Consider the following 21,962-nt stretch of genomic DNA (forward strand, 5'->3'; position numbering starts at 1 on the left):
AAAAGCAAGAGGGATACACCTGTACCCATGCCGAACACAGAAGTTAAGCCTCTTAACGCCGATGGTACTACGATGGAAACGTCGTGGGAGAGTAGGTAGTCGCCAAACAATTAAGGTCTAACGTGATATAATCCGTTAGATCTTTTTTTGTGCAATATAAACGCATTAAATTATTTTAGCAAACATCTCGCACGAATATCTATGGAAAAATTTAATGATTTCAATCGCTCAGCCTCACTTCAGAAATCTTCTCTTAGAAAAAGAAATGAAGATTTCATCGTTCGAAGCGTCGCTCATGAAAAACATTAAATTTTATATGATGATATTCGTAAGCTTCGATTGTTTGCTTAAAGATTTCGCTAGGTTGTGGATTGTAGGACAACGAGAAAAAATGAATTAAAGAGTTCGTTAGACAGGCGGAGTATGATGCACATAGGTCAAGATAGTAGCAAACATCTTGCACGAATATCTAGACTACGAAAATAAATAAATTCTAAGCTTGTGAACCTAAAATTGTGAACTCGTGCTACGCACTCAAACAGCACAATTTTTTAACGGTTCCCTTTGCTTGAATTTATGATTATTTTCTCCGTATGATATTCTTAGCTTCGATCGTTTGCTTAAAGGTTTAGCGAATTTTGAGGATTGCATGACAAGAATAGAAAATGGTGCAGTGGATTTGCTGGACAACAGTTTCAGGATACACATAAGTTAAGGACATAGCAAACATCTTGCACGAATATCTAGACTACGAAAATAAATAAATTCTAAGCTTGTGAACCTAAAATTGTGAACTCGTGCTACGCACTCAAACAGCACAATTTTTTAACGCTTCACTTCGCTTGAATTTATAATTATTTTCTCCGTATGATATTCTTAGCTTCGAATGTTTGCTTTAAGGTTTCGCGAATTTTGAGTATTGCATGACAAGGATAGAAAATAGTGCAGTGGATTCGCTGGACAACAGCTGAAAGATACACATAGGTTGAGACCATAGCAAACATCTTCCACGAATATCTTGTGAAAAATTTAATGTTCTCAATCGCCCAGCCTCACAGCGAAAATCTTATATTATGAAAATGAATTGAGGTGTAAATAATAACGTAAGTTTGATATAATAATATAGTAAATCAATAGTAATTTGAATATCTAATAGGTCAAAAGTAAAGAAAGGAAATGATTATGAAGAGTAATAAATCAAAATCTATTTTAGTTATTGCATTTATTACGGTAGCTGTTTTGATTATGTTTTTTATAAAGAATAAACCAGTTATGCCAATTAATAAAGATAATAGTTCTAAGCAAACTGAGACTGATGGAAATGTTAAAGAAGATAGTAGTTCTAGTAGTGAGAATAAAAGTTCATCAGATTTGAATAATTTCAAGGAAGCTTACAAGGAAGTAGACAAGGAAGATGTTTTATTTGCTGGAAAGGATGCTGGGTTTGAGAAGTTTTTTTCATATGATAAGCCTGTTTTTATAAACTTTACGTGGATTGAATGTGCTCCTTGTAAGGAAATGGCTCCATATATAGACAATACTTTCAATAAGTTCAAGGGGAAAGCCGTTGTTAAGGATGTTGAAGTTAATGTGAACAATGATTTTGCATCACAAGCTGGTATTAGAGTTACTCCTACACAAATTTTTATTCCTTTAAAAGAAAATTTTAAATTTTCTGGTAAGGCTCAAAGCGTGATGGATGAGTATTTTCAAGAGGTTACTGTTAATGGTAAAAAGGGATATATTCACGAAGGTTTGTTAAAAGAAAACGAATTAGAAATATTGATTTCGGATATGATAAATGGATAGTTTATTAGAATTTTTGTCAAAATTAGTCAAGGATTATGTTTATTTGGCTCCTATTATTTCTTTGGTTGCGGGGATTTTGACTAGTTTTCTTCCCTGTTCATTGCCGATGATTCCAATTATAATTGGGTATTTGTCGGGGAATAATTACGATAAGAAAAAATCGTTCAAGGTGGCTTTAGTTTTTAGTTTAGGTAGTATTTTAGTTTTTACAATTTTTGGATTGACGGCTGCCTTAGTAGGAAAAATTTTAAATCAATTTAGTAGAGTTTTTTATATTGTTATTGGAATACTTTTAATTCTTATGGCGTTTCAAAATTGGCATGTTATTAAGATTATTAGCTTAAATAAGTCTAGCAAAATTACAAAAACTGGACTTTTGGGAGCTTTTCTAGCTGGCGTTATTCAAGCGGTGTTTGCATCTCCATGTTCAACACCTGTTTTAGTTTCATTGATGGCTATAGCGGCTAATACTAGAAATATTTTATTTTCTATTATTTTGTTCGTATTTTATGGTATTGGGAATTGCTTTTTGGTATTTATGTCTGCTTTGTTGATGGGTAAAGTCGAAGAGATTATTCAAAATGATTCATATACTAAGGTTTCTAAAATAATAGAAATAGTTCTTGGTGCAGTATTGATGTTATTTGGATTATATTTCTTGTACCAAGGTATTTAGGAGGAAATTTATTGGAAAAAGATATATTAGAATCTAAAAAATTACAAGATTTAAAGATTATTGCTAAAGCTGTAGGTGTTGCAGGTATTAGTAAATATAATAAGCAAGATTTGATAAAAGAGATTATTAGTCAGGTTAATATTAATGAGAGAAATAATTCTGAGGATGATTACGAAGATTCTTCTTCTAATGAAGAAAAAGATTTGAAGGATCCTTTGAAAGTGGAAGGAATCTTGGATTTACACGAAAACGGATATGGATTTTTGAGATCGGAAGGATACGATTCAGGAGATGATGATATTTACGTACCTCCTGTTCAAGTTAGAAGATTTAAACTAAAGACAGGGGATTTTGTAGAGGGATTATCTCGTGAGAAAAAGGATAAAGAAAAATTCAATGCTTTGATTTATGTGAATCGTGTAAATGGAGATACTGTTGAAAATCTTAGAAATAGACCTGATTTTGAGAATTTGACGCCGATTTATCCAAGAGAAAGATTGACTTTAGAAAGAGATTCAAAGAATGTTTCAATGAGAATTATGGATTTGATAAGTCCTGTTGGAAAAGGTCAAAGAGGCTTGATTGTGGCATCACCTAAAACAGGTAAGACAACTTTACTAAAAAATATAGCAAACTCTATAAGAAAAAATTATCCGGAAATTCATGTTATTGTTTTGTTAATTGATGAAAGACCGGAAGAAGTTACAGATATGAAGCGTTCTGTTTTGGGAGCAGATGTTGTAGCATCTACTTTTGATGAAATGCCTCAAAATCATATTAGGGTTGCTGAAATCGTAATAGAGAGGGCCAAGAGGCTTGTAGAACACAAAAAAGATGTCGTAATATTGGTCGATTCAATTACTAGATTATCTCGTGCATATAATGTTACTAGTCCTTATTCAGGTAAGACTTTGTCCGGCGGACTTGATCCTTTAGCATTGAATGGTCCTAAAAGATTTTTTGGTGCGGCAAGAAATATTGAAGAAGGCGGTTCATTGACTATATTGGCGACGGCTTTAATTGAAACAGGATCCAGAATGGATGATGTTATTTTCGAAGAATTCAAGGGAACTGGAAATATGGAAATCAAATTGGATAGGAGCCTGTCGGAACAGAGAGTGTTCCCTGCAATTGATTTGAACAAATCTGGAACTAGGAAAGATGAATTACTTCTTACAAAAGAAGAATTATCAGCAATTAATAAAATAAGGAAACAATTGAATTCACAAGAAAACAAAAATATTGCAGACCAAATTATAAAAATGATTAAAAACACAAAATCAAACCAAGAATTTGTAAAATCAATAAATAATTTGCAAAGTTTGTAAATAAATTTATACTGAAATATTCAAATTTTGTAGACAAGTTCATACTCATGTGTTATAATAGGTAAGTCGAAAATAATTTTGAGAAAAACGAGGTGATAATATGAAAAAAGATTTACATCCAGAATACCACGAAGCTACAGTAACTTGCGCTTCTTGTGGCAATACTTTTAAAGTAGGATCTACTAAAGAAAACATAAACGTCGAAGTTTGTAGTCAATGTCACCCATTTTATACAGGACGTCAAAGATTTGTAGAACATGGTGGTAGAGTAGAAAAATTCAAGAAAAAATACAACATGGATTAGCATTTTTGCCAGTACCTTTTAGGTGCTGGTATTTTTGTGTTAAAAAATAGATAATGAATAATGAAAAGGTAAATTGACATGAAGAAAACGACAATTGGAGGACAAGCTTTAATTGAAGGAATTCTGATGAGAGGCCCTTCAAAGTACTCCATAGCGGTCAGAAAGCCTGATCAAGAAATTGATTTGGTTGTAAAAGACTTAGAAAACAATAAAATAAATTTGATGAAGATTCCTTTTATAAGAGGAGTTGTTAGTTTGTTTGATTCTATGAAGTTGGGAATGGATGCATTAATGTATTCAGCAAGTTTTTACGAAGATGATAGCGAAAACTTCTTCGATAAGCATTTCAAAAACAATGCCAGAAAAGTAGAAAATGTGTTTTCTATAATTGCATCAGTAGCATTGGCATTAGTGTTTTTCTTCTTCATTCCAACTTTTCTTACATCATTTGTTAAGCTAAATCATTCATCTTTCAGTTTCAATTTAATCGAAGGAATGATACGAATTATAATATTTTTCACATATCTTTTTATAGTTTCTCATTCAAAAGATATGAAAAGAGTTTTTGAATATCATGGTGCTGAACACAAGAGTATTTATTGCTATGAACAAGGACTGGATTTGACTGTTGAAAATGTTAGAAAACAAAGTAGACTTCATCCAAGATGTGGCACTAGCTTTTTATTCACAGTTATGATTATTTCTATTTTGGTTTTGGGTTTAGTTGGCTGGCCTAATCCTTTAATGAGAATGTTGTATCGCATTGTATTATTGCCTGTAATTGTGTCTATTTCTTATGAAATTAACAGATTAATTGGCAAATACGATAATACAATAACGGCACTACTTGTTAAACCTGGATTATGGGTTCAAAAGTATTTTACAGTAAGAGAGCCTGACGACAAGATGATAGAAGTTGCTATATTGGCACTTAAAAGTGTTATTCCAGAAAAAGAAGATGAAGATTTATGGTAATCAAGGATATTTACAGTTTATTCGACAAATCTGATTGTCTGATGATTTTGGAAAAATTGTATAACTATAGTTTTTCTGATTCTATTATTCACTCGAATGATGAGATAAATGGGAATGATGAGAAAATAATTTTAGAATACAAAAGACTTTATGATGAGGATATTCCAATTGAATATATACTTGGGTTTAAGTACTTTTACAATAGAAAGTTTTATACAGATCCTGATGTTTTAATTCCAAGATTTGATACTGAAATTTTGGTGGATGAAATAATCAAGACTAATCGTAAGTTTGACAATATACTTGAAATCGGAATTGGATCTGGTATAATATCGATCACTTTGAATTTGGAATTGGATTCAAAAGTTTTGGGAGTGGATATAAACAAAAAGGCTATTGAACTTTCCAAGAAAAATGCAGAAAGCTTAAATGCTACTAATGTTGAGTTTATTTATTCTGATCTGTATGAGAATGTGAATTCTAAGTATGATTTGATAGTTTCCAACCCGCCTTATATAGACAAAAAAGATTTCGATTCACTTGAAACAAAGATTTTAAAAGAACCACGCTCTGCGCTTTTTGGCGGAGATGATGGGCTATATTTTTATAGAAAAATAATAAATAAAGCTGGTGATTATTTGAATGAAGATGGTATGCTTGCTTTTGAAATAGGATATAATCAAAGAGAGAGTATATTTCAAATTTTAGATGAAAACGGATTTGAAAATCACTATTGCATTAAAGACTTTAACGGTTTTGATAGAGTAATAATTGCGAGGAGGTAATTATGTTTGAAAATTTGGATAGTGTTGTAGATAAATTCAAAGACTTAGAAGTAAAAGTCGCAGATCCTGAAGTTATCGCTGACATGGAAAATTGGACGAAATTAATGAAAGAACACGCTGATTTAGAACCAGTTGTTAATAAATATTTGTCATACAAAGATAATTTGAAAAATTTACAAGAAGATAAGGAGCTGTTGGGTACTACTGGAGATAGTGAAATGGAAGAACTATTGAAAGATGAAATCTCAACATTGGAAGAACAAATCGAAAACGATCAAGAAGAATTGAAAATTTTGTTGTTGCCAAAAGATCCTAACGATGAAAAGAACGTATTTATTGAAATAAGAGCAGGTGCTGGCGGAGATGAAGCAGGTTTATTTGCTGGTGAACTTTTGAGAATGTACCAAATGTATTCTGATAAAAAACGTTGGACAACAGAAGTTATGGATATTCAACAACAAGGTGTTGGCGGTGTTAAAGAAGCTGTAATGATGGTTAAAGGAAAAGGAGCTTATTCTAGATTAAAATACGAATCAGGAGTTCACAGAGTTCAAAGAGTTCCTCAAACTGAAAGTTCAGGAAGAATTCACACATCTACGGCAACTGTTGCTGTGTTACCGGAAGCTGAAGATGTTGATATTAAGATCGAACAAAAAGATTTGAGAATTGACGTGTTCAGAGCAAGTGGTAATGGTGGTCAATGTGTAAACACTACTGACTCTGCTGTTAGAATAACGCACATTCCAACAGGCCTTGTAGTGACTTGTCAAGATGAAAAATCTCAAATAAAAAATAAAGATAAAGCTATGAAAGTTTTGAAATCTAGATTATATGATTTGATGGAAGAAGAAAAGAACAAAGATAGAGCAGATGCTCGTAAATCTCAAGTTGGTACAGGGGATCGTTCTGAAAGAATTAGAACTTACAACTTCCCACAAGGAAGAATAACTGATCACAGAATCAACAAAACAATATTCCAATTACAAAATTTCTTAGATGGAGATATTGAAGAAATGATCGATGATTTGACAAGCTACGATCAAGCTGAAAAATTAAAAATGATGAATTAAAAATTAACTCGAGTTTAAAAGCTCGAGTTTTTTATATTATAGCAAGTAATGATATAATTAGATATATATTTAAATTTAGGAGATAAAAATGAATAGTGAATTAATTTATGAATATTTGGATAAAATTGGAAGAGATGGTTACAAGTTGGGACTTGATAGAATGCAAAAAACTTTGAAAATTCTAGGTAATCCCGAAAAAAGTTTTAAAATAATCCACGTTGCAGGAACTAATGGTAAAGGTTCTACATCAACTTTTATATATCAAACACTAAAAGAACATGGTTATAAAACTGGACTTTTTACATCACCTCACATTATTAATTTTTACGATAGAATAAAAATCGACAAAGAAATTTCAGAAGAAGATTTCATGAGAATTTTCGAAATTATCAAGGACACTATTGAAGAAAATGATATAAAGGTGTCCACATTTGAATTTATAACTTTGTGCGCGATTTATTATTTTGCAGAACAAAAATGCGAATATGTGGTTCTTGAAGTTGGAATGGGCGGAAGATTGGATGCTACCAACGCTACAGATGAAACATTGTTGTCTGTAATTACAAAAATTGGATTGGATCACCAAGAATATTTGGGAAATACTTTGGAAGAAATTGCATATGAAAAAGCTTGTATCATGAAACAAAATGGAAGATGTGTGGTTTATAATCAACAAGAAAGTGTATTGGATGTATTCAGAGAAGTTGCAGAAGAAAGAGATAACAAACTATACATTTGTGATTTTGATGAAGCTAAAAATATTGAAATCAACGCTACTCATAATTCTTTTGATTGGAAAAATTTGCATATTGAAACTAGATTGGTTGGAAGATATCAATTATTTAACGCGCAATTAGCATTGAGTGCTATTGATGTATTAAGAAATGAACTCGATTTGTCTGATGAAGATATCATCAATGGTTTCAAAAACGCATATATTCCTGCAAGATTTGATGTGATTAGACATAACCCAACAGTAATATACGATGGCGGACACAATGCCGATGGGGTTAAAGCTTTGAAATCATCAATAGAATCTGTGTTTGGTGATAAGAAAATCGTATTTGTTTACGGTGTATTGAAAGACAAGGACTATAACGATGAAATCAAACTAATCCATGAAAATGCCAAAGCATTTGTGACATTTACGCCAGATTCACCAAGAGCATTAAAAGCAGAAGATTTGAAAAAGCAAATCGAAGCCTACAGCGATAATGTTGTCGCAAAACCAAATGTAAATGACGCCGTGGATTATGCTATTGAACATTTCAAAGACGATGTAATTATAATTTTTGGAACGTTGTACAGTGCGGAGCAAGCTTATGAACATTTATAAAAAAGTTTTTGATGGTAAAAATATCGGAGAAATTTTATACGATGAGCCAATGAAAAATCACACTACTTTCAAAATTGGAGGTAGTTGTGATGTTATGATATTTCCTAAAAATGAAGAACAAATAATAAATGCCATTCAATTAATAAAACAAAATGATTTTGCTTACAGAATTATAGGTAATGGATCGAATCTGTTAGTTAGCGATGAAGGCTTGAGAGAAGTTGTAATTAAATTACACGATAATTTCAACGATATGAAAATTGAAGGTGATATTCTAACTGCAAAATCAGGGGCGTTATTGAGCGCTGTCAGTAAATTAGCTATTAATAACTCTTACGCTGGTTTTGAAGCTGTTAGCGGCATACCTGGAGACATTGGAGGGGCTATTACAATGAATGCAGGTGCATATGGAACAGAAATGAAAGATATTGTTCACAGAGTTAAGGTTATTGATATAGATTTGAATGTAAAATATTTTAACTGTGATGAGATGGATTTTTCCTACAGACATTCAAGAGTTCAAGATGAAAAATTAGTCGTTTTGGAAGTTGAATTATTGCTAAAAAAAGGTGATCAACAAGAAATCCTCAATAATTTTCACGATTACACAGAAAGAAGAACATCCAAGCAACCATTGGAACTTCCTTCATGTGGCTCTGTATTCAAAAGGCCAGAAGGACATTTTGCGGGACAATTGATTGATGAAGCAGGGCTTAGAGGATACAGATACAATGATGCAATGATTAGTGAAAAACACTGTGGATTCATAGTCAATGTTGGAGATGCAAAATGCTCTGACGTTGTAGCGGTTATAGAACATGTGCAAAAAGTCGTGTTTGATAAGTTCAATGTGAAGTTAGAACCAGAAGTGAGAATTATCGGTGGAAGATAAAATAAAATTAACCAGAGAATATCACGTGCATTCAGTTTATAGTCGTAACAATCACGGCAAAAGTACAATCGAAGAAATTGTACAAGAAGCGAGAGCAAAAAAATTAAAGACTATAAGCATAACTGATCACGGTCCTGGACACTTAATGTACGGAATAAAAAGAAAATTAATTCCTGTACAACGTGAAGAAATTGATAGGCTCAAAGAAAAGTACGACGATATTGAAATTCTGATGGGAGTTGAAGCCAACGTAATTGGCTACGACGGAGAGATAGATATTAGAGAAGAAGAGAAAAAGTATTTTGATTTTATAAATCTTGGATTTCATGATGGAGTTAGATTTGTAGACAAAAAATCTTTTTATAATTATCATGTTTTAAAAAGAATGAGCTGGATGGGACAATCGGTCAGGAAAAAAATGATTGATTTGAATACAAATACAATGGTAAAAGCATTGGAGAACAACGATATTTTTATAATAACTCATCCAGGAGATAAAATAGATGTTGATATCGAAAAAATCGCACAAACATGCGAAAAAACAAACACAGTTATGGAGATTAACAACCATCATCCACACTTATCTGTAGAAGAAATCAAAATTTCTTCACATTATAATGTTAAATTTAGTTTAGGGAGTGATGCTCATCACAGAAAAAATATTGCAAATGTGAATGACAGCATCAAAAGAGTAATTGAATCAGGGTTGGATATTAGTAGAATTATAAACATCGATTAGGAGATTTCATGGAAGTTGTAATTATTACAGGAATGAGTGGAGCTGGCAAAAGCGCCAGTAGCGATATTTTTGAAGATTTGGGTTATTATACATTGGATAATATGCCGCCATCTCTTTTATTAAGTTTTATCGATTTGACTACAAAAAGCAAGAAAAAAATCAACAAAATAGCTTGCGTAGTAGATATTAGAGGTGGAGAATTCTTCGCTGATTTGATGAAGTCCATAACACTTTTGAAAAATCAAAGTATTGATGTTAAAATTTTATATTTGGATGCATCAGATGAAATTCTAATCAGAAGATACAAAGAACATAGAAGGCCACATCCCTTGGCAGTCAATGGAAATATTTTAGAAGGTATAGCTAATGAAAGAGAACTTCTAAGTGAAGTCAGAAATTCAGCAGATTCAATCATCAACACTTCTAATTTGACACTGGGAGAATTGAGAAGAAAAATATTATCTGCATTTTCACTTAAAGATGTAGACACAAAACTAGCAATATCTGTAGTATCATTTGGATTTAAGCATGGAATTTTGTTGGATGCAGATTTGATATTTGATGTCAGATTTCTTCCGAATCCCTACTATATAGCAGAATTAAAAAAATCTTCTGGACTAAATACAGATATAAAAGAGTATGTATTTGGATTTGAAGAAGCAAATGAATTCTTGGATAAATTGGTGGATATGATGGAATTTTTGATTCCTAAATATTCAAAAGAAGGAAAAACAAACTTGGTTATAGGAATAGGATGCACCGGCGGAAAGCACAGGTCCGTTGCAATAGCACAAGCTTTGACAACAAGGCTTGAGGGAAATGGAGAAAAAGTTTATGTATCCCACAGAGACCAAAAATTTTGGTAAAAAAATAGTAACTATAGGCGGAGGAACAGGTAATTCTATATTGCTAAGAGGCGTCAAAAATTTCACATCAAACATAACGACTATTGTAACTGTAGCTGATGATGGTGGAGGAAGTGGAGTTCTCAGGGAAGATTTGGGAATGTTACCTCCTGGTGATATTAGAAATTGTCTTGTGGCACTTGCTAATACTGAACCTATAATGGAAAAATTAATAAATTATAGATTTTCAAATGGTCAATTAAAAGGTCAGAGCTTAGGGAATTTATTGATAGCTGCGATGAATGATATATGTGGCGATTTCAACGAGGCAATAAAAGAAATAAGTAACGTACTTGCGATTACAGGAAAAGTACTGCCAATGACTTTGGATAATGTCAAATTATTTGCTGAATTGGAAGATGGATCTACTATTGAAGGTGAATCGAACATCACGTTTTTGAATAGAAAAAACGGAGGTAAAATCAAAAGGGTATACACATCACCTAAATTGCTTTTGCCATTAAAAGAATCCATAGATAGTATAATGGATGCTGATATTGTTATATTAGGACCAGGATCATTATACACATCTATAATTCCTAATCTTCTAGTAACAGACATATCACAAGCACTAAAAGAAACAAAGGCAGAAGTTGTGTACATATTGAATATAATGACACAACCTGGAGAAACTAATGGTTACAGCGTTACAGATCATGTAGTTGCCATTATTGATCACGCAAATTCAAACATTATTGACAAAATCGTCGTTAATTCCAAGGAAGTAGACAAATATGCGAAATACAGATACAAATCAATTGAAAACTCTACGCCGATTTATATTACAGATGAAGATCGCGAAAATATGGAAAAATTAGGCATAGAAATCATAGAAGCTGATATATGTGATATTAGCTATGATTATATTGTGCATGATTCGAATAAATTGATGAAAACTATATTAGAAAGATATTAGTATGAATACGATTATTGAAAAATTAGACGGACAAAACAAAATACATGCACTTGAAAAAGCTGCAGATTTAATAAAAAATGGAAGTGTAGTTGCATTTCCAACAGAAACAGTATACGGATTAGGAGCAAATGGATTAGATGAAGAAGCTTGCAAAAAAATATTCGATGTCAAGAGAAGAAAAAGAGACAATCCACTAATCTTGCACGTAACTAACTATGAAATGGTCAGAAATTTATCGTCAGAAATCACTGAAGATCAAAAAAAATTGATGGATAATTTATGGCCAGGTCCATTGACTATAATTTTCAAAAAAAGTGACAAAGTTAATGACGTTGTAAGTTGTGGAGGAAATACAGTTGCAATTAGAAATCCATCGGATGAAATCGCAAGGTTTTTGATAGATAAATCAAATTGTCCAATAGCAGCTCCATCTGCAAATAAATCGGGAAGGCCATCACCAACTAACGCACAAGATGTGTACAGCGATATGCAAGGTGAGATTGAAATGATTTTGGATGGAGGAAGTTGCAACATCGGAATAGAATCCACGGTTGTCGATTTGACAGAAAAACCATACACCATACTTAGACCGGGGTTTTACACAAAAGAAGATTTGGAAGAGTATTTGGATGAGGTTGTATACGATAAATCATTAATCGATTCTAGGACTATTCCGAAATCACCAGGACAAAAATACAAGCACTACGCACCTAAAACAAAACTCATAGTAATCAAAGGAAACATGGATAACATACAAAATTATGTTGATAGCTTAGAAATAAATACCGATGAAATTGGATTTATACTCACAGAAGAAACAGCGCAGAATGTAAACTTCAAAAATGTAAAAATTATTTCAAAACGAAATGATTATTTGAACTTTGCGCATAATATCTTCGCTTACCTCAGGGAGTTAGATAAATTAAATTACAAATTATTAATTTGTGAAGGGGTAAATGAACAAAAAATGGGTATAAGTATAATGAACAGGCTTAAAAAATCTTGTGCTAATAACATAGAAGTAATTTAGTATGTTATAATAAAGAGTATAAAGTTTATTTTATAGGAGGAATTATGAGTAAAGTAACTGTATTTGATCATCCGTTGATTAAACACAAATTAACAATTTTACGTGATAAAAACACAGGAAGCAATCAATTTAGACAGTTAGTTTCTGAAATAGCAACTTTAATGTGCTATGAAGTTACTAGAGACTTTAAATTAGAAGATTGTGAAGTAGAAACTCCGATAGGAACAACTACCGGCCAAACTCTTAGTGGTAAAAAATTAGGAGTAGTTCCAATTTTAAGAGCAGGTTTGGGAATGGTTGAAGGATTCTTGAGTGTACTACCAGCAGCGAAGGTTGGACACATTGGATTGTACAGAGATCCTGAAACATTAAAACCTGTTGAATATTATTGTAAATTGCCAAAAGATGTTGAAGAAAGAGATATTATTGTTGTGGACCCAATGCTTGCAACAGGTGGTTCTGCAGAAGCAGCGATTACTTTCTTAAAAGAACATGGATGTAAAAGCATCAAATTGGTTAATATCATAGCAGCTCCAGAAGGAATCAAAATGGTTCAAGAAAAGCATCCAGATGTAGATATATACGTGGCAGGTCTTGATGAAAAATTAAACGAACACGGTTATATTGTACCTGGTTTAGGGGATGCAGGAGACAGATTATTTGGTACTAAATAGCTTTAAGCTTTTAGTTATATACTTATGGTTTTAGAGTATTTTAATATTCTAAAACCATCTCTAATTAGGAGGTGAAACAATGTCAGATACTGCTATATCAAAAATTAAAGAAGCTGAAGAGAAGGCTAAGCTTATTGTCGATGAAGCTAATGAAAAAAGAAAAAGCATTTTAGAAGATGCAAAATCAGAAGCTGAGCAAAAATACGATGAAATTATCAACGAAGCACAAAAAGTTCGAAATGAAAAACTAGAATCTTCAAAGAATAAAGCAATTGAAGAATCAAAAGATTTGGAACAAAAAGCCAAGATGAATGACGAAAGTATTAAAAACATCGACATTGATACAGTTGAAGGACTTGTAGACAAAATCGTTGAAAGGATAGTGAGTTAATGGCTATTGTAAAAATGAGCAAATTTGATTTGTATTCATTTGATTATGATAGAGAAAAATTACTCGAAGATCTTCAAAAGTTTAATTATGTTCATATTGATGAAAAGAAAGTAGAAGACGAAAATCAAGGTGTAAGGAATTTAGATAATTCTGAACAAATTGTTAGCACTAGTGAAAAGCTTACCAAAGTAAAATGGTCTATAGATTTGCTTGAAAAGTATTCAGAAAAGCACAATAAGATAGACGAATTAAAGCAAGGTAAGAAAACATTTAGACTAGATGAGCTTACTAAAAAAGCACTTGATTTTGACTTTGATGAACACTACAAAGAACTTTCATCTTTGGATAAACAACTAACTGAACTTGATCAGAACAATCAAACTTTGAACCAAAAAAAATCTGAATTAACTCCATGGGAGAATTTGGATTTGGATATTTCAAAGATCGATGATTTTGAAAGAGTTAAGGTGGTTACTGGAACTGTAAGTGATAAATTCATCGATCAGTTAAAATTAAACACAAAAGACATTGAAGATATTTATATCGAAGAAATTTCTCGAAATTCAGGCTTTGTTTACTTGCTTGTTATTGCTAAGGATTATGAAAAAGCGCAAGATATCCTAAGAGACAATGGATTTGTCAACATTAATATTAAAGCACATGGACTTGTAAAAGATGAAATTAAGAATATTGACGAACAAATCATTGCAAACAAAAAGCATTACAAAGAAATTGAAGATCAAATTAAATCAAAGACAGATTTGACTGAACAATTTAAGATTTATCATGATTATCTTGAAAACAACAGCTTAAAAGAAGAAGCTACAAGTAAAATTAAAAAGACGGATAAGATTGATATAATCGAAGGATATGTTCCTACCGACAAAGAAAAAGATTTTGAAAATGTACTACAAAACTCATTGAATAATAAGTATTATTTGGAAATGAATCCAGCAGATAAAAACGATCCAAATGTACCGATTATTTTGAAAAACAGAGGTTTTGCAAAAGCTTTTGAAAGTATAACGGGAATGTATTCATTGCCAAAATACAACGAAGTTGATCCAACACCATTATTGGCACCTTTCTATTGTTTCTTTTCAGGAATGATGATTGGTGATTTGGGATACGGATTGATTGTATTTTTAGCAATAATAGTAGCTCTCAAGATTTTTAATCTTGATGAAAAGAAAAAGCAATTCTTGAAATTCTTTATGTTCATATCAATTGCCTCAATGTTCTGGGGATACATTTATGGATCATTCTTCGGTGGAATTATACCGATGACTCCAATCATTGACACAAGCAAAAACGCAATGACTTTAATAGTTTTATGCTTAATCTTTGGTTTTATACATTTATTCTTTGCATTGGGAATCAAGGCTTACATGTTGATTAGAGATCACAAGCCTTTAGATGCATTTTATGATGTTGGACTATGGTATTTAATTATTATTAGCATATTAGTTTTACTAATCGGTAAGACTTTAGCATTGCCAGCTGTGGCATTGACAATTGCAAAATGGATTGCTATAGCATCAGCTGTTGGAATTATTCTTACAGCAGGAAGAGATGCAAAAAGCATCGGTGGTAAGCTTGGTTCAGGATTGTATTCATTGTACGGAATATCTGGCTGGATTGGAGATTTTGTATCTTATATGAGACTTATGGCATTGGGCTTATCAGGAGCATATATTGCGGTAGCAATTAATATGATTGTAAAAATGATGGCTGAATCAAGTATCATAGGATTTATATTTGGACTTATCGTATTCGTGGTATTCCAAGCATTCAACGCATTCTTATCGTACTTGTCGGCATACGTTCACTCTGCTAGATTGATTTTCGTAGAAATGTTCAATAAGTTCTACGAAGGTGGTGGAGTGCCATTCAAGAAACTTATAACAGAATCAGAATATTTTAACATAACAAACAAATAGGAGGATATTATGGAAAAATTCTTTTTAGAAAACGGTGGATTAGTTTTAGGAGTATTATCAGTAGTAATAGCAGTTTTATTCTCAGGTATGGGATCTGCTAAAGGTGTAGGTAGAGCAGGGGAAGCTGCAGCTGGAGTAGTTATTGAAGAACCAGAAAAATTCGGTAAGTCATTAGTACTTCAATTATTACCAGGTACACAAGGTTTGTATGGATTCGTAATTGGTATTTTAATTCTATTCAAACTTGCAGGTGGAAGCATTTCCTTAGCGCAAGGATATGTTTACATTGCAGCAGCATTACCAGTAGGAGTTGTAGGATATTTCTCAGCAATTGCTCAAAGTAAAGTAGCAGTTAGTGGTATCAATATCTTAGCAAAGAATGAACCTCAACAAGCAAAAGGTATTATCTATGCAGTAATGGTTGAGTTATATGCCATCTTAGCATTCGCTATTTCATTCTTATTAATGAACCAAATCCAAGCTTAATGGTGATTTAGATGTCTAATTTAGATAATATAATTAATGAAATTCTTGAAGATGCAAAAAAAGAATCTGAACAAATTCTAAATAATGCAAATCAAGAAAAAGAAAAAATCATTGAAACTAAAATAGACCAGGCTAATCAAGAAAAAGATACAATATTAAACAAAGCAGAATCTGAAGCAAAAGGCGTGTACGATAGACACTTATCTCAAGTTGTTTTAAAATCAAGAGATAATGCGCTTTTTGCAAAACAAGAAGTAATCGATAGTGTTTTACAAAAAATAAAAGATAAATTAAAGAATATGTCACTTGAAGATTATAAAAAATACCTAACAAACAGTTTATCCAAAATGGATTTAAATAGTGATGATTTGTTAGTATTACAATCTGATAAGTATGATAGTTTGAAGAATGAAAACTTTAATGTAAAAATATCGGATGAAACTGTTGACAGCGGATTTTGTATTAAAAGAGGTAATGTATTAATCAATAATAATTTTTCTTCACTGGTCGATTCAATGAAAGATGAATTGGAAGTAGAAATTGCAAAAACTCTTTTTAAGAAGTAGGTGATAATATGAAAAAAGAAGATTTCATACATCAATCTGCTATAACTCGTGTCAAAGAAAAGGAATTGTTGAGTAAGAATGATTATGAAAGACTGATAGATGCAAGTAATTTAGAAGAAACTGTAAGATTACTTTCGGATTCAGTGTATCAATCAGAATTTGCAAAGCTTGATAATTATAAGAATTACGATGTTGCTTTGAAAAATGAGTTAAAAAAGACTTATAAATACATGTATGATATGAGTAGTTTCCAATTTCCTGTCGACTTAATGGCATTAAAATACGATTATCATAATTTAAAAGTGTTGATTAAAGAATATCTAAAAGATGAAGATTTTTCTTCAATGTTAAGCGATATAACTAGAATTGAATTCAAAAGCATGAGAGATTCAATTAGAGAAAATACTGAAATTGAAATGGAACATTTTGATAAAGTTATCAAAGAGTCAATCGCTGATTACGAAGAAAACAAAGATCCTCAAATGGTAGATATTTATGCCGACAGAGAGTATTTTGTGGAAACTTCAGAAATTGCTAAACAAATTGATTCAGATTTGATAAATGAATACGTCGAAGATTTGATAGATTTTACTAATATTAAAACTTTACTTAGAGTTCAAAACCAAAAGAAAAGTTTAGAATTTTTGAAAAAAGTCATTATTCCTAATGGTAGTATTGAATCTGAAAAGTTTGAAAGTGAATTGCATTCTGAAATTACCGAAGATAGTCCATTATTCAAACAAGCTAGAATTTACTACTATGTAAAAGAAGCTATCAGTGAGTATAAGAAATCAAATAGTTTATCTGCCTTTGAAAAGGCAATGGATGATTATTTGATGGAAAAAATCAAAGAAATCAAAAAGGTTACTTATGGACCTGAGGTTTTGTTTGGATATTTATTTGCAAAAGAAACTGAAATTAAGAATTTTAGGATTATTTTTGTAGGAAAGATTAACTCATTGAAACCTGATTATATCAGGAGTAAGTTGAGGTTAAGTTATGCGTAAAAAAGTAGCTGTAGTAGGTGATAGAGATTCTGTATTGGTCTTCAAAGCTCTGGGAGTAGATGTATTTGAATCTATTGAGAGCACAGACGCTAGAAAAACAGTTGATAGATTAGCAAAAGAAGACTACGGAGTGATTTTTATTACTGAACAAATAGCAGAAAAAATCAAAGAAACAATAGATAGATATAATGATAAAGTTTCACCAGCAATTATCTTGATACCTTCTAATCAAGGTAGCTTGAACATTGGAATGAACAGAATCAATACTAATGTCGAAAAAGCTGTTGGAGCGAACATTTTGTAAAGGAGAGCTTATATTGAAAGAAGGTAAAGTATTAAAAGTATCCGGACCTTTAGTAGTTGCTGAAGGAATGGAAAACGCAAGCGTATATGACGTTGTTGAGGTTTCAGACGATAAGCTCATTGGAGAGATTATTGAAATGAGAGGCGATAAAGCCTCAATTCAAGTATATGAAGAAACAACAGGAATTGGCCCTGGAGATAAAGTTGTATCTACAGGTCACCCACTATCAATTGAATTGGGACCTGGTATATTAGAGCAAATGTTTGATGGTATTCAAAGGCCATTAAAATCATTGCAAGAAAAAGCTGGAGACTTCTTGTTAAGAGGAGTTAGCGCTCCATCATTAAACAGAGAAAAGAAATGGGAATTCAAACCTGTTAAGTCTGTAGGTGATGAAGTAGAAGCAGGAGATATTATAGGTGAAGTTCAAGAAACTGAAGTAATTGTTCACAAGATAATGGTTCCAGCTAATGTATCTGGTAAAATCAAATCAATTGAATCTGGAGAATTCACTGTTGATCAAACAGTTTGCGTTGTAGAACAAGAGTCAAAAGATATTGAAATAAATATGATTCAAAGATGGCCTGTAAGAAATGGTAGACCTTACAAAGAAAAGGAAGATCCAATCAAACCATTGATCACAGGTCAAAGAGTTATCGATACATTTTTCCCAGTTGCAAAAGGCGGTACTGCAGCAATTCCAGGACCTTTCGGTAGTGGTAAAACAGTAGTTCAACACCAATTAGCTAAATGGGCAGACGCTGAAATAGTTGTGTATGTAGGTTGTGGAGAACGTGGTAACGAAATGACAGACGTTCTTAATGAATTCCCTGAATTGATTGACCCTAAGACTGGACAATCATTGATGAAGAGAACTGTTTTAATAGCTAACACTTCAAACATGCCAGTAGCAGCCAGAGAAGCAAGTATATACACAGGAATTACAATTGCTGAATACTACAGAGATATGGGCTATTCGGTAGCGATGATGGCTGACTCAACATCAAGATGGGCAGAAGCTCTTCGTGAAATGAGTGGTAGACTTGAAGAAATGCCTGGTGATGAAGGTTATCCAGCATACTTGGCATCAAGAATTGCTGATTTCTACGAACGTGCTGGAAAAGTAAAATGTTTAGGTAGTGATGGAAGAGACGGATCATTGACAGTTATTGGTGCGGTATCTCCTCCAGGTGGAGATATTTCAGAACCAGTTACACAATCAACACTTAGAATTGTAAAAGTATTCTGGGGTTTGGATTACGCATTAAGTTACATGAGACACTTCCCAGCAATAAACTGGATTAACTCTTATTCATTGTATCAAGATAAAATCGACGAATATTTGGATGGTAACGTAGATAGTAATTTCTCGGATTATAGAAAACAAGCGATGAAGTTATTGCAAGAAGAATCATCTTTATTAGAAATCGTAAGATTGGTTGGACGTGATTCATTAAGTGATGAAGACCAAATCAAACTTGAAACTTCAAAATCATTAAGAGAAGATTTCTTACAACAAAACGCATTCCACGAAACAGATACATTCTGTTCATTGGACAAACAAGCAAAGATGTTGGATTTAATCTTAACATTCCACAAGGAATCTTTGAGAGCTTTGGAAGAAGGAGCTTATGTATCTGAAATTTCAAAACTTGCTGTAAGAGAAAAAATCACACGTTCTAAAAATATTCCAGAAGATGAACTACAAAGATTTGAAGAAATTAAACAAGAAATTAAATCACAAATTACCGATTTAGTTAATGGAGGTGAACGTTAATGATTAAAGATTATAATTCAGTAACAGAAGTAGTCGGACCATTAATGGCGGTAGAAGGTGTAGAAGGCGTAAAGTTCGATGAACTTGTTGAAATAGAATTACAAGATGGAGAAAAAAGACGTGGTCGTGTTGTAGAAATTGACCACGATGTAGCAATGGTTCAAGTATTCGAAGGTACATCAGGGATTAACTTACAAGAAACTACAGTAAGATTTTTAGGTAGACCTTTGGAACTTGGAGTATCTGAAGATATGATTGGTAGAGTATTTGATGGTTTAGGTAGACCAATAGATAATGGTCCTAAAATTATTCCAGAAGATAAAGTGGACATCAATGGTTCATCTATCAACCCTGTATCCAGAGATTATCCATCAGAATTTATAGAAACAGGGGTATCTACAATTGATGGTTTGAATACTCTTGTTAGAGGACAAAAACTTCCTATATTCTCAGGATCAGGTCTTCCTCATAATAAATTAGCAGCTCAAATAGCAAGACAAGCAAAAGTTTTGGGTAAAGATGATAAATTCGCCGTAGTATTTGCTGCCATGGGAATAACATTTGAAGAAGCACAATATTTCATCGGAGACTTTAACAAAACAGGCGCTATCGACAGAGCAGTATTGTTCATGAACTTAGCTGATGACCCAGCAATTGAACGTCTTTCAACTCCAAAGATGGCACTAACTTGTGCAGAATTCTTGGCTTTTGAAAAGGGAATGCACGTATTAGTAATCATGACAGACATGACAAACTACGCAGAAGCACTTCGTGAAGTATCTGCTGCCAGAAAAGAAGTTCCAGGTCGTAGAGGATATCCAGGATATTTGTATACTGACCTTGCAACTTTATATGAAAGAGCTGGAAGAATCGTAGGAAGAGAAGGATCTATCACTCAAATTCCTATCTTGACAATGCCAGAAGATGATATTACTCACCCAATACCAGACTTGACAGGATACATTACAGAAGGTCAAATTATACTTTCTCGTGAATTATATAAGAAAGGATATGAACCTCCTATTAATGCTATTCCATCATTGTCAAGACTTAAAGATAAAGGTATTGGTAAAGGCAAAACAAGAGAAGATCACGCAGATACAATGAACCAAATCTATGCAGGATATGCATCAGGACTTGATGCAAAACAATTATCTGCAATTCTTGGGGAATCTGCATTGAGCGATGCTGACAAAGCATTTGCAAAATTTGCTGAAAGATTCGAAAGAGAATATGTAGACCAAGGTTATTATACTGATAGATCAATTGAAGAAACTCTTAATATCGGCTGGGATTTATTAAAAGAAATACCACGTACAGAATTGAAGAGAATTAAAGACGAATTGATAGATAAATATATTGGAAATGGTGAAGGGACTGATGAGTAATGGCAAGACTCAACGTCAATCCTACAAGAATGGCTCTGTCGGAGCTAAAAGCTAGACTCAAAACATCTTCCAGAGGTCATAAGTTATTAAAAGATAAACAAGACGAACTTATGAGACAATTCATCGACATGATAAAAGAGAACAAAGCTCTAAGAGAAAAAGTTGAAGAAAAACTTCAAAACTCATTCAGCGATTTTCTAATGGCAAGTGCAATAATGAGTCCAGAGTTTTTGGATGAAGCAGTATCATTTCCTAAAACAAAGGTAAATGTAGATATTGAAACTAAAAACGTAATGAGTGTAATTATTCCACAAATGAAATTCTCTCGTGAAGGTGAAGCTGATTCTAGTGAAATATATCCTTACGGATATGCTCAAACATCACAAGATTTGGACTTGGCAATTGACTCATTGAATTCAGTTATGGATGATATGTTGGCATTAGCTCAAATCGAAAAAGCTACACAATTAATGGCGGATGAAATTGAGCAAACTAGAAGAAGAGTAAATGCTTTGGAATATAGAACTATTCCTGATTTGGAAGAAACAATTAAATATATCAGAGCAAAGCTTGATGAAAACGAACGTGCTAATATTACAAGACTTATGAAAGTCAAAGATATTATCGCAAAACAAGAAAACGAAGCATAAAAATAAGACTGGGT

General features: G+C 32.5%; 24 protein-coding genes and 1 rRNA gene. All 25 read left to right on the forward strand.

Translation table 11 applies throughout. The annotated features are described in order from the left end of the window. Nucleotides 1-108 (forward strand): 5S ribosomal RNA (gene rrf / locus ACU68W_RS03975); the annotation flags it as partial. 106 nt (nucleotides 109-214) lie between these two features. Then, nucleotides 215-400, forward strand: a complete 186-nt coding sequence (locus ACU68W_RS03980; protein ID WP_094205968.1) for a hypothetical protein — start codon at nucleotides 215-217, stop codon at nucleotides 398-400. 782 nt (nucleotides 401-1,182) lie between these two features. After that, nucleotides 1,183-1,809: a thioredoxin family protein gene (locus ACU68W_RS03985; RefSeq protein WP_446756152.1), complete on the forward strand. Its 627-nt coding sequence runs from the start codon at nucleotides 1,183-1,185 to the stop codon at nucleotides 1,807-1,809. Further along, on the forward strand, nucleotides 1,802-2,485 hold the full coding sequence (locus ACU68W_RS03990) for a cytochrome c biogenesis CcdA family protein (RefSeq protein ID WP_094205966.1): 684 nt from the start codon (nucleotides 1,802-1,804) through the stop codon (nucleotides 2,483-2,485). The genes ACU68W_RS03985 and ACU68W_RS03990 overlap by 8 nt, the downstream gene beginning before the upstream one ends. A gap of 11 nt (nucleotides 2,486-2,496) precedes the next feature. Next, a complete protein-coding gene (gene rho, locus ACU68W_RS03995; protein WP_094223625.1) occupies nucleotides 2,497-3,813 on the forward strand; it encodes a transcription termination factor Rho in 1,317 nt (438 codons plus the stop codon). Nucleotides 3,814-3,913: 100 nt separating this feature from the next. After that, nucleotides 3,914-4,117: a 50S ribosomal protein L31 gene (gene rpmE / locus ACU68W_RS04000; protein ID WP_002836835.1), complete on the forward strand. Its 204-nt coding sequence runs from the start codon at nucleotides 3,914-3,916 to the stop codon at nucleotides 4,115-4,117. A gap of 78 nt (nucleotides 4,118-4,195) precedes the next feature. Further along, on the forward strand, nucleotides 4,196-5,092 hold the full coding sequence (locus tag ACU68W_RS04005; protein ID WP_094223624.1) for a DUF1385 domain-containing protein: 897 nt from the start codon (nucleotides 4,196-4,198) through the stop codon (nucleotides 5,090-5,092). Next, the gene (gene prmC, locus ACU68W_RS04010) at nucleotides 5,086-5,877 is read left to right on the forward strand and encodes a peptide chain release factor N(5)-glutamine methyltransferase (RefSeq protein ID WP_094223623.1); all 792 of its coding nucleotides are present in this window, start codon (nucleotides 5,086-5,088) and stop codon (nucleotides 5,875-5,877) included. Before ACU68W_RS04005 ends, prmC begins: the two co-directional genes overlap by 7 nt. Before the next feature lie 2 nt (nucleotides 5,878-5,879). Then, nucleotides 5,880-6,947, forward strand: a complete 1,068-nt coding sequence (gene prfA / locus ACU68W_RS04015) for a peptide chain release factor 1 (RefSeq protein WP_094207346.1) — start codon at nucleotides 5,880-5,882, stop codon at nucleotides 6,945-6,947. A gap of 88 nt (nucleotides 6,948-7,035) precedes the next feature. Next, on the forward strand, nucleotides 7,036-8,283 hold the full coding sequence (locus tag ACU68W_RS04020; protein WP_094223622.1) for a bifunctional folylpolyglutamate synthase/dihydrofolate synthase: 1,248 nt from the start codon (nucleotides 7,036-7,038) through the stop codon (nucleotides 8,281-8,283). Then, nucleotides 8,270-9,175 (forward strand): UDP-N-acetylmuramate dehydrogenase, encoded by a 906-nt coding sequence (gene murB / locus ACU68W_RS04025; protein ID WP_446756153.1) that lies wholly within the window; start codon nucleotides 8,270-8,272, stop codon nucleotides 9,173-9,175. Before ACU68W_RS04020 ends, murB begins: the two co-directional genes overlap by 14 nt. Further along, complete coding sequence (locus ACU68W_RS04030; protein ID WP_094224893.1) at nucleotides 9,165-9,914, forward strand: PHP domain-containing protein; 750 nt, start codon at nucleotides 9,165-9,167, stop codon at nucleotides 9,912-9,914. The genes murB and ACU68W_RS04030 overlap by 11 nt, the downstream gene beginning before the upstream one ends. An 8-nt stretch (nucleotides 9,915-9,922) precedes the next feature. Continuing rightward, nucleotides 9,923-10,780 carry an RNase adapter RapZ gene (gene rapZ / locus ACU68W_RS04035; protein WP_094205957.1) on the forward strand — a complete coding sequence of 286 codons (858 nt, stop codon included), beginning with the start codon at nucleotides 9,923-9,925 and terminating at the stop codon, nucleotides 10,778-10,780. Next, entirely contained in the window at nucleotides 10,749-11,735 is a 987-nt protein-coding gene (locus ACU68W_RS04040) for a gluconeogenesis factor YvcK family protein (RefSeq protein WP_278725567.1), read from the forward strand. The genes rapZ and ACU68W_RS04040 overlap by 32 nt, the downstream gene beginning before the upstream one ends. Nucleotide 11,736: 1 nt before the next feature. Beyond that, nucleotides 11,737-12,765: an L-threonylcarbamoyladenylate synthase gene (locus ACU68W_RS04045; protein ID WP_446756154.1), complete on the forward strand. Its 1,029-nt coding sequence runs from the start codon at nucleotides 11,737-11,739 to the stop codon at nucleotides 12,763-12,765. Nucleotides 12,766-12,809: 44 nt separating this feature from the next. Then, nucleotides 12,810-13,439, forward strand: coding sequence for a uracil phosphoribosyltransferase (gene upp / locus ACU68W_RS04050; RefSeq protein WP_002836820.1), 630 nt, complete (start codon nucleotides 12,810-12,812; stop codon nucleotides 13,437-13,439). Between the two features lie 79 nt (nucleotides 13,440-13,518). Further along, on the forward strand, nucleotides 13,519-13,830 hold the full coding sequence (locus tag ACU68W_RS04055; RefSeq protein ID WP_446756155.1) for a hypothetical protein: 312 nt from the start codon (nucleotides 13,519-13,521) through the stop codon (nucleotides 13,828-13,830). Continuing rightward, on the forward strand, nucleotides 13,830-15,770 hold the full coding sequence (locus ACU68W_RS04060) for a V-type ATP synthase subunit I (protein WP_446756156.1): 1,941 nt from the start codon (nucleotides 13,830-13,832) through the stop codon (nucleotides 15,768-15,770). The genes ACU68W_RS04055 and ACU68W_RS04060 overlap by 1 nt, the downstream gene beginning before the upstream one ends. 9 nt (nucleotides 15,771-15,779) lie before the next feature. Then, a complete protein-coding gene (locus ACU68W_RS04065; RefSeq protein ID WP_002836815.1) occupies nucleotides 15,780-16,256 on the forward strand; it encodes a V-type ATP synthase subunit K in 477 nt (158 codons plus the stop codon). An 11-nt stretch (nucleotides 16,257-16,267) separates the two neighbouring features. Further along, entirely contained in the window at nucleotides 16,268-16,822 is a 555-nt protein-coding gene (locus tag ACU68W_RS04070; protein ID WP_094205952.1) for a V-type ATP synthase subunit E, read from the forward strand. An 8-nt stretch (nucleotides 16,823-16,830) separates the two neighbouring features. Further along, complete coding sequence (locus ACU68W_RS04075; RefSeq protein WP_446756157.1) at nucleotides 16,831-17,829, forward strand: V-type ATP synthase subunit C; 999 nt, start codon at nucleotides 16,831-16,833, stop codon at nucleotides 17,827-17,829. After that, on the forward strand, nucleotides 17,822-18,133 hold the full coding sequence (locus ACU68W_RS04080; protein WP_002836812.1) for a V-type ATP synthase subunit F: 312 nt from the start codon (nucleotides 17,822-17,824) through the stop codon (nucleotides 18,131-18,133). The genes ACU68W_RS04075 and ACU68W_RS04080 overlap by 8 nt, the downstream gene beginning before the upstream one ends. A gap of 13 nt (nucleotides 18,134-18,146) precedes the next feature. Continuing rightward, the gene (locus ACU68W_RS04085; RefSeq protein WP_094223614.1) at nucleotides 18,147-19,910 is read left to right on the forward strand and encodes a V-type ATP synthase subunit A; all 1,764 of its coding nucleotides are present in this window, start codon (nucleotides 18,147-18,149) and stop codon (nucleotides 19,908-19,910) included. Then, entirely contained in the window at nucleotides 19,910-21,298 is a 1,389-nt protein-coding gene (locus ACU68W_RS04090) for a V-type ATP synthase subunit B (protein WP_094205950.1), read from the forward strand. The genes ACU68W_RS04085 and ACU68W_RS04090 overlap by 1 nt, the downstream gene beginning before the upstream one ends. Continuing rightward, nucleotides 21,298-21,948, forward strand: coding sequence for a V-type ATP synthase subunit D (locus ACU68W_RS04095; protein ID WP_094205949.1), 651 nt, complete (start codon nucleotides 21,298-21,300; stop codon nucleotides 21,946-21,948). Before ACU68W_RS04090 ends, ACU68W_RS04095 begins: the two co-directional genes overlap by 1 nt. Nucleotides 21,949-21,962: the final 14 nt, after the last annotated feature.

It is taken from the genome of Finegoldia sp. P2-F-LR (assembly GCF_052932265.1).